This window comes from uncultured Maribacter sp. (assembly GCF_963974015.1).
GTDB lineage: Bacteria > Bacteroidota > Bacteroidia > Flavobacteriales > Flavobacteriaceae > Maribacter.
On the sequence record NZ_CAXBBZ010000016.1, the window covers coordinates 13,930 to 26,650 of the forward strand.

Annotated in this window: 10 protein-coding genes and 1 tRNA gene; 1 reads left to right on the forward strand and 10 read right to left on the reverse strand. The window is 36.6% G+C overall.

Annotation, left to right across the window (positions count from 1 at the left end; translation table 11 throughout):
- Window positions 1-11: 11 nt before the first annotated feature.
- Window positions 12-85: transfer RNA gene (locus AACZ41_RS15420), tRNA-Arg, on the forward strand.
- Window positions 86-250: 165 nt separating this feature from the next.
- Here AACZ41_RS15420 and AACZ41_RS15425 read toward each other — a convergent pair.
- From AACZ41_RS15425 to AACZ41_RS15470, 10 genes are all read right to left on the reverse strand, one after another.
- Window positions 251-469 carry a hypothetical protein gene (locus AACZ41_RS15425; protein WP_339629499.1) on the reverse strand — a complete coding sequence of 73 codons (219 nt, stop codon included), beginning with the start codon at window positions 467-469 and terminating at the stop codon, window positions 251-253.
- Between the two features lie 345 nt (window positions 470-814).
- A complete protein-coding gene (locus tag AACZ41_RS15430; RefSeq protein WP_339629500.1) occupies window positions 815-1,792 on the reverse strand; it encodes a YpdA family putative bacillithiol disulfide reductase in 978 nt (325 codons plus the stop codon).
- Window positions 1,789-2,439 carry a ribulose-phosphate 3-epimerase gene (gene rpe, locus AACZ41_RS15435; RefSeq protein ID WP_339629502.1) on the reverse strand — a complete coding sequence of 217 codons (651 nt, stop codon included), beginning with the start codon at window positions 2,437-2,439 and terminating at the stop codon, window positions 1,789-1,791. Before rpe ends, AACZ41_RS15430 begins: the two co-directional genes overlap by 4 nt.
- Window positions 2,440-2,521: 82 nt before the next feature.
- Window positions 2,522-5,635 carry a glycosyl hydrolase gene (locus AACZ41_RS15440; protein ID WP_339629503.1) on the reverse strand — a complete coding sequence of 1,038 codons (3,114 nt, stop codon included), beginning with the start codon at window positions 5,633-5,635 and terminating at the stop codon, window positions 2,522-2,524.
- 66 nt (window positions 5,636-5,701) lie between these two features.
- Window positions 5,702-6,187, reverse strand: coding sequence for a VOC family protein (locus tag AACZ41_RS15445; protein ID WP_339629504.1), 486 nt, complete (start codon window positions 6,185-6,187; stop codon window positions 5,702-5,704).
- Window positions 6,188-6,197: 10 nt separating this feature from the next.
- A complete protein-coding gene (locus AACZ41_RS15450; RefSeq protein ID WP_339629505.1) occupies window positions 6,198-8,834 on the reverse strand; it encodes a c-type cytochrome in 2,637 nt (878 codons plus the stop codon).
- A 50-nt stretch (window positions 8,835-8,884) separates the two neighbouring features.
- Window positions 8,885-9,337, reverse strand: a complete 453-nt coding sequence (locus tag AACZ41_RS15455; RefSeq protein WP_339629506.1) for a tRNA (cytidine(34)-2'-O)-methyltransferase — start codon at window positions 9,335-9,337, stop codon at window positions 8,885-8,887.
- Complete coding sequence (locus AACZ41_RS15460) at window positions 9,337-9,561, reverse strand: VF530 family protein (protein ID WP_339629507.1); 225 nt, start codon at window positions 9,559-9,561, stop codon at window positions 9,337-9,339. The genes AACZ41_RS15455 and AACZ41_RS15460 overlap by 1 nt, the downstream gene beginning before the upstream one ends.
- Before the next feature lie 32 nt (window positions 9,562-9,593).
- On the reverse strand, window positions 9,594-11,570 hold the full coding sequence (gene pulA / locus AACZ41_RS15465; protein WP_339629508.1) for a type I pullulanase: 1,977 nt from the start codon (window positions 11,568-11,570) through the stop codon (window positions 9,594-9,596).
- A 254-nt stretch (window positions 11,571-11,824) separates the two neighbouring features.
- The gene (locus AACZ41_RS15470) at window positions 11,825-12,688 is read right to left on the reverse strand and encodes a sigma-70 family RNA polymerase sigma factor (RefSeq protein ID WP_027067982.1); all 864 of its coding nucleotides are present in this window, start codon (window positions 12,686-12,688) and stop codon (window positions 11,825-11,827) included.
- Window positions 12,689-12,721 lie beyond the last annotated feature (33 nt).

Genomic DNA, 12,721 nt, shown 5'->3' on the forward strand with positions numbered 1-12,721 from the left:
TGAATTAAAATGGCCTCGTGGCGCAACTGAATAGCGCATCAGATTTCGGCTCTGAGGGTTGGGGGTTTGAATCCCTTCGAGGTCACTAGTAAAAACGCATTAATCTGATATAAGGGTTATTGCGTTTTTTATTTTTAATAATGTGTCACTTTTTGTGTCATTTTTCATTCGTAATCTATGAAGTAGAATCAAAATTGTGATTGTTTTGAAAAAAGGCTATATAGTAGGGTTTATTTGATATTAATAAGCTTTAGTATTTGCCCAATAGGTATTCAATAAACCATGCTACGATCATTACAAAGGTCCAAAGACCTAGATAAAATTTACGTCTCGCATACATTCCATCCATATCCAATATATAGTTATGTCTGAAACGGTGAGCTAGCCAAGGTAAAAGAATGGCTATTATACAAGCGATAATCCAATACAATGAGAATCCAGACCAATTATCCGTATCAAATATGTCCATATTAAAATATCAAAGAAATTAAATAAATAATGGCTATAGTTCCAGCAATAACTGACAAAATAGCTAATCCAAAAAGTAAATCCTTAACCCTTTCTATTGTTTTCTCATTACTTCGGAACAATAACTTTCTTAGTAGGTCAATTATCGACATAGCTAAAGATATGAGTTTGTTGTTTGGTTTAAGTAAGGAATTTATGGTATTGTCCCAAATAAAGTTAGATTAAATTAAGAAAAGCTAAATAAAGATATCTTGATCTATTTGAGGTCACTAGTAAAAAAGCCACACATGTAAAAGATGTTGCTTTTAAATTTATAGTTGATTTTATAAATTGTGATATTAACTATCTACGTGGTAACGGATTTTGAAATTATATTCTTAATTATCATTTTGGCATGAATTCGAGAGTTTTCAATAAACCATTTGTGGGTTTCCATACCGCCGCAAATAACTCCGGCCAAATAAAGACCTTTTACATTGGTTTCCATCGTTTCTAGATCGTACTCTGGCAGTTTTTTCTCGTCATTACTAATATTGACACCTAACATTTTTAAAAAACTAAAATTAGGTTTGTATCCTGTAAGCGCTAGAACAAAATCATTATCAATTTCAACGTCTTTGTCTTGTGTAGTTAAAATTATAGTGTTTTTTGATATGGCCTTAACGGTAGTATTGTAATAGGCTTTAATGCTACCTTCTTCGATTCTATTAACAATATCTGGTCTTACCCAATATTTGACCCGTTGCCCAACTTCAGGTCCGCGAATAATCAATGAAACTTCAGCACCTTTTCGCCAACACTCTAATGCGGCATCAATAGCGGAATTACTAGCGCCTATAACGGCTACTTTTTGACCTGAGTAATAATGTGGATTGTCATAATAATGAACCACTTTATCCAAATTTTCGCCAGGTACATTCAATAAGTTAGGAATGTCGTAAAAACCTGTAGCTACTATAATTTGTTGAGCGGTATACGTGTTTTTGTCAGAAGTTATGGTAAAGGTTTTATCATTTTTTTTAACCTCCTCAACCTTTTCAAACAAATGAATATTCAATTTGTTAGAGGTTACTATACGTCTATAGTATTCTAGAGCTTCATCTCTTTTCGGTTTAGCTTCTTTACTGATAAACGGAATTTCATCGATTTCCAATTTTTCTGAAGATGAGAAAAACTGCATGTTGGATGGGTAGTGGAATAGGGAATTTACAATAGGCCCTTTTTCTAAGATAAGGTAGCTAAGGCCATTCTTCTTTGCTTCTAATCCACATGCTATCCCTATCGGTCCTCCACCTATGATGACGACATCAAATCCAGTTTTCATCCCTTTAATTCTTTTATTGTTTTAATTGGGTCTGAGCTTTTAAAAACAAAGCTGCCTGCAACCAATATGTCAGCGCCGGCATCGACTAATTTTTGTGAATTCGCTGTGGTTACACCTCCATCAATTTCTATTAAAGCAGATGAATTTTTACTTTTGATCAGAGCTTTTAAAGCTTTAACCTTTTCATACGTATGCTCAATAAATGATTGTCCGCCAAAACCAGGATTAACACTCATAATCAAAACTACATCAATGTCTTGAATGGTGTCTTCTAATAGCATTATATTGGTATGCGGATTTAAGGCGACACCAGCTTTCATGTTATGAGCTTTAATGGCCTGCAATGTTCTATGTAAGTGAGTGCATGCTTCGTAGTGCACGGTTAATATGCTCGCTCCTAAATTTGCAAATTCTTCAATGTAACGGTCAGGGTCTACAATCATTAAATGCACATCTAGCGGCTTAGTAGCGCTTTTTTGAATTGCCTTCACCACAGGCATACCGTATGATATGTTCGGAACAAAAACGCCATCCATAACATCGATATGATGATACTCTGCTTCACTTGCGTTCACCATTTCTACATCACGCTGAAGGTTTCCAAAATCTGCAGCTAAAAGTGATGGTGCTATACTTGGTTTTCTCATTTTCTGTTCCTTTTGGATTTATTACAAAAATAAGAATTTGAAATTCGTTGTACTCAGATTTTGGCCATTGCTTTCACTTGATTCAATCAATTTTAGCATCACCATTTTTCATTAAAATAGGATTTACTTTTGTCTTATACTTTTCTAGAACATTGTTTAATTTAACTAATTCTATATCTAGCTCTGCAGATAATTCTTCATAAACTTTATATGCTCCATTAGTAGGTTTGGAATCACCAGATTCAACACTTCTTCTCAACGATGCTAATCTGTTATTTAGTTTTATCGGAAAGTTTAAAGGGTCTTGGCCAGACTGATTTTTAACCTGATACAGCGCTTCTTCAACTTCTGATAATTCATTTAAAAACGGAGTTACGGTTTTATTGTAATCGTTTTGTTCAATTTTATTTTTTGAATCGCTGAATGTTTTTTTGATTTTTCTAATTTTAATAACCGCTTCATTGGCAGCAGTAGTTTTCCCCATTATTTTATTTGACAATTCGAACTGCTCATCTAAATCTTCTTTAGTGACTCCTTTAAGGTTTGGATTCATTACTAGGTCAAATGAGTATGTTTTTTCATAATCTCCTGACTTCATTTTTACTTTATAGGTACCTAAAGGTGCTTTTGGGCCTCTTGCGGGCCTTGCACTCCAAATGATCATACCATCAAAAGTTTTCGCACCAGGATATCTAAGATCCCATGTAAATGTGTTGATGCCTTTTGCGGTTGTTGGTTTTGATGAACCTCCACGTAACCAATACGGTAAATTTGGGTCAACTTCATATTTAGGTTTACTACCTGTAAAGGTGTTTATCAAGTTATCGTCGGTATCATAAATTTCAAAAGTGATCGTATCTTTCTGGTCTTTTAGATAGTATTGAATAGATGCATCTGTTAACCCTCTATAGGTATTGCTTGGTTGAAATAGCACTGCTTCTTGTTTGGCCATTTCAAGAGTAAACTGTCTTAGTGGTTGTATGTCATCTAAAATCCAAAAACCTCTACCGTGGGTTCCTAAAACAACATCATTATCTTTTATTACTAAATCACGTACGGGCGTATCCGGTAATTTTAATTGTAGACTCTGCCATAATTCACCATCATTCATGGAAAAATAAACACCGTGCTCTGTGGCTAAAAATAGAAGGCCTTCTCTAATCGGATCCTCGCGAACAGCTCGAGCAAAATGACCATCTTCGATTCCATTGGTAATCTTTGTCCAAGTTTTCCCATAATCATGGGTTTTAAAAACATATGGTTGTCTATCATCCACTTGATATCGGTTGGCAGCCACGTATAGTGTGCCAGGATTGTGGATAGATTCGTCAATAATGCTGACTCTTGAAAATTTAGGTAAATCTTTAGGTGTAATGTCTGCCCAGTTTTTACCGCCATCTCTAGTGATATGTATTTTTCCGTCATCTGAGCCTGTCCAGATGGTATTGATGTCATGATTAGATGGAGCAAGTGCAAATACCGTCGCGTAAATTTCAGGTCCGTTCATATCCATGGTAATAATTCCACCTGTTTTTCCTAAGGTAGAAGGGTCTGCATAGGTGAGATCCGGACTGATTTTTTCCCATGATTGTCCGTCATCGGTTGTTTTCCATACGTGTTGCGAGCAGGTATACATTACCTTAGAATCTTGCGGAGCGAACATAATTGGGAAGGTCCATTGCCAGCGTTCTGGTAATGCACTGGCAGGTTCTCCTGAGAAAAACCGTGGATATACCTGAATGTCTCTTGATTGTCCGTTACTCCTATCATATCGTGTTAAAAGAGCACCTTGACTACCTGCATAGAAAATATCTAAATTCTCTGGGTGTTGGGTAATCCAACCACTTTCACCTCCACCAACAGCATAAGCCCAGTCATCACCAAGACCACGTGCCTGCATATGCTCCCAATCATCACTTGGCATAGCTATAGTACTATTGTCTTGTTGTGCACCTGCAACATGATACGGAATATCGTTTGTTGCCATTACATGATATAATTGCGTAGTGATGTAATCTTCTTCTGTCCAAGTTTTTCCGCCGTTGATGCTAACGATACCTCCGCCATCATTGGAAGATATCATACGCTCTGGGTTATTTGGGTCAATCCACAAATCATGGTTATCGCCGTGCGGAACTTTTATTTCGGTATCAAAGGTTTTACCACCATCTGTTGATTTCCAGAAATCAACATTTAGTCCGTAGACAATATCTTTATCGAAGGGATCAGCATAAATTCTAGAATAGTAAAATGCACGTTGTCGCAGTTTTCTTTCGTCATTGGTTCTTTCCCAAGTTTTACCTGCATCGTCAGAACGATATACACCACCTTCATTAGCTTCAACAATTGCCCAAACACGGTTTGAATCTGCCGGTGAAACAGTCACTCCAATTTTTCCTATCGGGCCTTCTGGCATTCCAGGATTTTCCGTTAAATCTGTCCAGGTCTCACCAGCATCTGTAGATTTCCATAATTTACAATCCGGTCCACCGCCCCACATTTTCCAAGCTTTTCGTTGAACCTGCCATGTACTTGCATAAAGAACTTTGGGATTATTTCGGTCGATGATTAAATCTACTGCACCGGCTTTGTCGCTAACATAAAGTGTTTTCTTCCATGTATTTCCACCATCTATACTTTTAAAAACCCCACGTTGTTCATTATCACCATATGGGTGACCAAGAGCAGCAACATAAACAATATCAGGATTAGTAGGATGAATTCTAATTCGAGATACCGCTTGGGTTTCTTCAAGTCCTAAATGCCTCCATGTTTTACCGCCATCTTTAGTCTTATAAACACCATCACCTTGCGTTATACTACCACGAAGTTGCACTTCTCCCATACCGATATAAACAATATCAGGATTTGTTTCTGCTATGGCTACCGCACCAACAGAAGAGCTTGTAATTTGGCCATCTGTAACCGGAGCCCATTCATTGCCACCATCCGTAGTTTTCCAAAGTCCGCCACCTGTAGCTCCAAAATAATATTCATTGGGTCTACCTGGGCTACCAGCTGAACCTAATGAACGACCGCCACGAACGGGTCCAATATTTCTCCATGATAAATTTTCATAGAATTCTTTTTTTAAAGGAGGGGTTATGTTGGTTTTGTCTGATTTCTTTTGTGCAAAACTTGTGCTAAAAATGGATAATACAAATAGAAGCAGGAGATAGCGGAGTTTGATAGTCATATAGTTGAAATTTGATTGGTATGCTAAATGTTTTATATTGAAAATATTTAGTTTGAAAATAATAATTTAATCTGCTAATTCATGGAGATTGTTAAAATTTAACGGCTTTGTAAACATGTCAATCTCACCTTCATTATTAAGGGGCCATTCTTCTTTTGGGCGATCCCAATAAAGTTCCACTCCGTTGCCGTCGGGATCATCAAGGTAAAGTGCTTCTGAAACACCATGATCTGCAGCGCCTGTAAGCTGATATTCAAAATCAATGAGTCTTTTTAAGATTCGCCCCAAATCTTTTCTTGTTGGGTATAGAATTGCTGTATGGTAGAGTCCGACGCCATGTTTTGAAGCACGTGGTGCATTTTGGCTCTGCCATGTATTCAAACCAATATGATGATGATAACCACCAGCTGAAATAAAGGCAGCTTGGTTACCATATTTCATAGTAATTTCAAAACCTAGAATCTCGCAATAAAAATGGATTGACTGATTTAGGTCAGATACTTTTAAATGTACATGACCTATTCTTGTTTGATCAGGAATTTTGTATTTCATGAAATTTCAACTATTCTTTTCCAGTATATATCTTATGGTTTTCATCTCCACCGGCAATGATATATGCGAATAAATCTACGACCTCTTGTTCATTTAATCTATTCAATAAAGCTGGTGGCATTGGTGATACCGGTGATATCTCTTTTTTTAGAATGGCATTCTTGGCAATGCTAACGGTGTAGCTTTCATTGAACGGATTTGGCATTATCACGATAGAATCTCCAGCTTCAGATTTAATTCGCCCAGCCAGTTTCGCGTCGTCCTTTAAATGAAAAAGGGTATTTGCATATTGGTCTGAAATTTCATCGTTCGGACTATAAATAGCGAACATCAAATCATAGGTGCTGAATTTTGTATGTGCTTGGGTAAGATCAGGGCCTGCAGCACCACCTTCACCACGCATTCTGTGACACAATACACAGTTTGCCGAAGCAAATGCTCTTTTACCTGCTTTTATATTGCCTATGTAGTTATCTAAGCCGCCCCAAACGACATCTCCCATATTTTCGCCAGTGTAATTTTTACCCGGTCCAAAAGGTTGTGGTAAATCTGCCACTGCACTGGATGGAGAGTATACTCCGGAAATTTCTTGAAAATAATCTCTTTCTTTTTCTGGGACATGAGACAGAGCTCGTTGCCTTACATTCTCCATATAGGCTTTAAAGCTCATACCGCCCTTAGAACCTAGCACATCAAAATACCAAGAAAAATAACGTGTTCTTAAATCTTTGTTCCATCCATTTTCGGCATTGCTTAATAGCATACCGAAATAAATAGCTTCACTTGGCGGCATTTTAGCGATAACATCTCTAATTAATGGCCCGTATTCTTCGCTACGCAAGGTGGCTTCATTAGATAGCATTTTAACACCCTTTGTAACTGTTTTTTGAGCTGTATGATATTCGAGTCTCTCTACGAGTTTTTTAACTATACCGTCAGCTTCTAGGTATAAAAGTATCTGAGCCAATTCTTTGCTTACTGCACTTTCCGTTGCAGGAAATAAAGGGCTTAAAATCTTTATAAGTTTTTGTTTCTCGCCCTTGTTTGGCATTCCCATTCTAATGAAATTTAGAGAATATGTGCGAAGTAAATCCATCTGGCTTTCAGCATCTAAAGTTGTAATAGGTATTGCCATTAATTTTTTCAAAATTAACGATTGAAGTTGCTTATCCCCCTGATGGTTTAAAGCAATACTACTTTCAATAATTTTTCTGTTGTCAGATTCCTTTTTATAATCGTCTAACCAAGAATCTAAAGGTTGGTGTTCTAAGGCAATTCTAGAGGCGTATCGAATAAATCGATCCTTATCTGCTAAATGCTCCCATGCCAATTCTGTGCCTATTGTAGAAACAGTTACATGGTACTCTTCTATTTGTTTACGCTGATTTCGTTCTTGTGTATTATTTGAATTCACCTGAGAGGTAACGGTTGTATCTGCGCCTGTATATCTTAGACGGTAAAGGTGAGAATCTAATCGACGACCGCCAGTTGCAAAATATAAATTACCATCATTACCAGCAATCATATCTGTTAAGGGTAGGGGAGTTCCTGATAAGAATTCTTCCCTTTTGGCTTCATAACTGCTTTCTTTCTCAATTAAATCAATAAAATAAACGGTGCCAAAACTCCAATCCATTGCTAACAGTCCGTTTTTATATCTTTCAGGAAAATTCAGTGAAGAGGTCGATAAAACTGCAGTTGGAGATCCTTGTTCTAAATTATGAACCGCAGGTAGATTATCTGGATAATAGGCAGGCCATTTACCAGATCCTGTTCGCCAACCGTATTCGCTACCACTAGTAACATGGCAAATTCTTGTAGGTCTATACCAAGGCATACCAATATCCCATTCCATGTCGGCATCATATGCGAAAAGTTCACCATCTGAATTGAAAGCCATATCAAAAGGATTTCTAAAACCTACGGAAATTAATTCAAAAGATGACCCATCAGGATTAAATTTTGTTATCCATCCACCTGGTGCCTTTATATCATTTGCATGGCCTCTGGCATCTAAATACGGAGTGAACAAATTATCTTCTCCCCAATTGGTCGGAATACGACTATTTTGTTTTACACTTTCAGGAATTAAAGTATGGTTGCCGGCAATGAAATAAATCTCTTTTCCATCTGGTGATAATGTAAAACTATGTGGGCCATGTTCTCCGCTTCCTTCTAATCTAAGAAGCATTTTTACGGTATCTAATTTCCCGTCATTATTAGAATCGGTTATACGGTAGATGCCGCTGCCATTCTCTTGGTCATCTGAGATTTCGTCATCCCAATTTTTATTAACTGCAACATACAAACTATTAAATGCCCACAGTAAGCCATGTGCTTCCCCAATTTCTAAATCTAAAGGAATTACATCGCTCGTATTGAGAATTTCTCCAATTTTAGGAGTTTTAAATTGATATAATTTACCATACTGGTCACAAGCAAACATTGTATTTTCATTGCCCTGTGCCAATGCTACCCACGAGCCTTGTTCATTATTGCTAGGATGATAAATTTCTTCGAGTGCAAAATCTTTTGGAGTGTTAAATTCGATACTAGTTTCCTCTACTATTTCTTTTTCTTTCTCATTGCAGGAGAATAGCAAACAAGTAAGGATAATAATTACGAATCGGTTGTTGGTATTGGTCATGATTTCTGATAATTGGTTACTTAAAGATACAAAGTAACATAGTGTAATTATCAGTCTAATTGACGTAATCCTTCATAAATTGAAATGGCCACGGCATTTGCTAAGTTTAAACTCCTAATATGTTCACTGTATAAGGGTATTTTAGCTGTTTTGTCTTGATGATGCGTTAAGATTGATTTAGATAGCCCAACAGATTCTTTCCCAAAAACTAAAAACATTTCATCTTTATAATCTACCTGCCAATGGTTACGTTTGGCGGTAGCAGTAAAGAAAATCATTTCTCTATCATGATGTTGTTCGAAGAACGATTCCACATTTTCGTAAATGATTACGTTTAAGTGCTGCCAATAGTCTAGACCAGCCCGTTTTAGGCGTTTATCACTAAGTTCGAAACCAAATGGCTTAATTAGATGAAGTGTAGATCCTGTGGCAAGCGCCAATCTGCCAATATTACCCGTGTTATTAGGTATTTCGGGTTCTATTAATACAATATTAAAACTCATTATTTTTTAAAGGATTGTAAATATAAATGCTCCACTTTTTCTCGTGCCCACGGTGTTCTTCTAAGAAATTTTAAACTGGATTTAATTGATGGATTACTTTTAAAACAGTTGATATTTATTTGTCCTGCCAAATCTTCCCATGTATATTTTTCAGTAAGTTCTTCTAGCATAGTGACTAGTTTAACACCATGTAACGGATTATTAGGTTGGGTTTCAGGATTCATCAATGTACTATTAGTATGATTATGTGATTGGGTTATTTCTGGAATGCAATGTACATGGATAAGGCGGGAACTTCTATTTTATTTTTTAAGGTTCTTTTTCCTTCTAAATCGAAGTTATCGCCTGATACACCTTCTTGCCAAGTTCCTTTTATCTCATGAAAGATTGTTTTATTGTTCGCGTTATAAATAACTAAAATATTCTTCCAATCATCATTATTGGCATTATCCTCAATAGTATAAGTAACAATTCCATCTTTAACAGTCTGAAAATATAAATTATTTACTACATCTGCGGCATTTTTCATGTAGAATGCTGGATGGGCTTTACGAAGTGAGATTAGATTTTTGTAATATTCAAATACCTCCTTATGTTCAGTTTTCCAATTCCAATTAATTTGGTTGATACTATCTGGGAGGTTATATGAGTTATGTTCTCCATTTTTAGTTCGAAGCATTTCAACGCCAGCATGAAGAAATGGAGTTCCTTGAGAGGTCAAAACTATGGCATTAGCCAATTTACCCATTGCAATAAGTTCTTCGGTATCTGCTTTAGGTTTTGAAATTTTTAATTTATCGAATAAGGTATGGTTGTCATGACAAGAAACATAATTGATAGACTGCCAAGGTTCTAATGCCCATGGAGCATCTGAATAGTTAACTTTTTCATAATCGAGTTGAGGATGTTGAATGGCGCCTACAACTCCAAATTTTATAGATTCTTCAGTGTTTTTTGCACCACTTACAAAACCGGTACTTTCATCTTCAAAAACAGAGCCCTTAATACCGTCACGAATATCATCACTAAACGCAGCAATTTGAGGTAATTGCTTCATGTGTTTTTTAAGTGCGCGTTTTTCTTTTGGTAAGGGTGAGTCTTTTGCAGTCCATCCTTCACCATATATTAATACATCGGGATTTATTTTTTTGACCGCATCAGATATTTTATTCATTGTTGTGATGTCATGAATTCCCATAAGATCGATTCGAAAACCATCAACATGATATTCTTTAGTCCAATACGTAACAGATTCTAAAATGAATTTTTGCATCATAGCACGTTCAGAGGCTGTCTCGTTACCACAAGCTGCCGCATCGGCATAAGTGCCATCTTGCCAATGTCGATAGTAATAGCCTGGTGCTTCTTGGTTGAAGTTAGCTTCTTCTGTCTTGCCGGTATGATTGTAGGCTACATCTAGTATAATACCGATGTCATTATCATGAAAGGCTTTCACCATTTGCTTGAATTCCTTAATCCTAACTGCAGCATTAAATGGGTCTGATGAAAACGAGCCTTCAGGCACATTGTAGTTATGTGGGTCATAGCCCCAATTATATTGAGGTGTATCTAAATTTGTCTCGTCAATCGAATAATGGTCAAAAGTGGGTAATAAATGCACATGGGTTATTCCTAATTCCTTTAAATGGTCTATACCGGTAGAAATATTATCAGTCCCTTTTGTGCCTTCCTCCACCAATCCTAAATATGAGCCTGGTAAGGATGAACCTGATTCAGGATGGATGGTCAAATCTCTTATATGGAGCTCGTAAATAATAGCTTTGTTTAAATGGCTTACTTCTGGACCTTTATCTTTTACCCATTTATCAGGATTTGTAGCGTTCAAATCAAGAACCATAGCTCTATTGCCATTTACCCCAACTGCTTTGGCGTACATGCCAGGTGTTTCTTCTAACCATCTCCCATTTATTTTCACCTGATACGTGTAATAGATTCCATCAAGATCTTTAGTTACATCTTTTTGCCAAATACCACTTTTAGCAGATTCAAGAGAAAATGTTTCGAAAGAATTGGAATCATTGCCGGTTTTAAATAATCGGAGGGTAACTTCTTCGGCACTAGGGGACCATAATTTAAATAAGGTTGATTCTTTAGAATAATTAGTCCAAAGGTTTTCATTTACAGGCGTTGGGTAACTGTTAAAATCTGCGTTTTGTTTTTTACAAGAACCTAAAAGGGTAATACTCATTATAAATACAAAGAATTGTTTCATTGATACTTTACGATAATGTTCTAATATAAGGAAGATTAATTTGTGGGCGATCGTTGGCAGTTATTATAGGTCGAATTCTTTTACTAACTATTATAAATGAAAAAACTCCGGTAATCAGCCGGAGTTTATTCATCAATCAAAAAACGAACAGTCATGATAACTGTTGTTATCGTTAAAATTACAATTAATATGCCATAAAACCAATTTAGGATATATTTAACGTGTAATTTCTATAGCTTGAACGCTAAGGATTTTTAACCCAAATAAGTTTTTAATATTTTACTTCTAGAAGTGTGCTTTAATCTTCTAATCGCTTTCTCCTTAATTTGACGTACTCTTTCTCTTGTTAGATCAAAAGTTTCACCAATTTCTTCAAGAGTCATAGAATGTTGACCTGCAAGGCCAAAGTACAAACGAATAACATCTGCCTCACGTGGAGTCAATGTTTCTAATGCACGCTCAATTTCGGTACGTAAAGACTCGTGTAAAAGTTCTCTATCTGGATTTGGAGATTCGCCACTTCGAAGTACATCATAAAGGTTAGAATCTTCACCATCGATAAGAGGCGCATCCATAGATACGTGTCTACCTGAGTTTTTCAAAGATTGTTTCACATCTTCAACGGTCATATCCAATTCTTTTGCGATTTCTTCAGGAGAAGGCATTCTTTCATGCGCTTGCTCTAGAAAAGCAAAAGTTTTGTTAATCTTATTGATAGAACCAATTTTGTTCAATGGCAAACGAACAATACGAGATTGCTCTGCCAAAGCTTGTAGTATAGATTGACGGATCCACCATACGGCGTAGGAGATGAATTTGAATCCCCGCGTTTCGTCAAAACGCTGTGCAGCTTTTATTAACCCAAGGTTTCCCTCGTTAATTAAATCTGGCAAAGTAAGGCCTTGGTTTTGGTACTGCTTAGCAACTGAAACCACGAATCTGAGGTTGGCTTTTGTAAGTTTTTCAAGAGCGATCTGGTCGCCTGCCTTGATGCGTTGTGCCAACTCTACTTCTTCATCAGCGGTAATCAAGTCAACTTTTCCAATTTCTTGTAAGTACTTGTCCAAAGATGCGGTCTCTCTATTGGTGACCTGTTTTGTAATCTTAAGCTGTCTCATTAAAATAAATTAAGTTCAATTTGCATAGACTGC

Coding starts and splice junctions, on each gene's coding strand:
- AACZ41_RS15425 (WP_339629499.1), bottom strand. CDS start 469: ATGGACATATTTGATACGGATAATTGGTCTGGATTCTCATTGTATTGG.
- AACZ41_RS15430 (WP_339629500.1), bottom strand. CDS start 1,792: ATGAAAACTGGATTTGATGTCGTCATCATAGGTGGAGGACCGATAGGG.
- rpe (WP_339629502.1), bottom strand. CDS start 2,439: ATGAGAAAACCAAGTATAGCACCATCACTTTTAGCTGCAGATTTTGGA.
- AACZ41_RS15440 (WP_339629503.1), bottom strand. CDS start 5,635: ATGACTATCAAACTCCGCTATCTCCTGCTTCTATTTGTATTATCCATT.
- AACZ41_RS15445 (WP_339629504.1), bottom strand. CDS start 6,187: ATGAAATACAAAATTCCTGATCAAACAAGAATAGGTCATGTACATTTA.
- AACZ41_RS15450 (WP_339629505.1), bottom strand. CDS start 8,834: ATGACCAATACCAACAACCGATTCGTAATTATTATCCTTACTTGTTTG.
- AACZ41_RS15455 (WP_339629506.1), bottom strand. CDS start 9,337: ATGAGTTTTAATATTGTATTAATAGAACCCGAAATACCTAATAACACG.
- AACZ41_RS15460 (WP_339629507.1), bottom strand. CDS start 9,561: ATGAATCCTGAAACCCAACCTAATAATCCGTTACATGGTGTTAAACTA.
- pulA (WP_339629508.1), bottom strand. CDS start 11,570: ATGAAACAATTCTTTGTATTTATAATGAGTATTACCCTTTTAGGTTCT.
- AACZ41_RS15470 (WP_027067982.1), bottom strand. CDS start 12,688: ATGAGACAGCTTAAGATTACAAAACAGGTCACCAATAGAGAGACCGCA.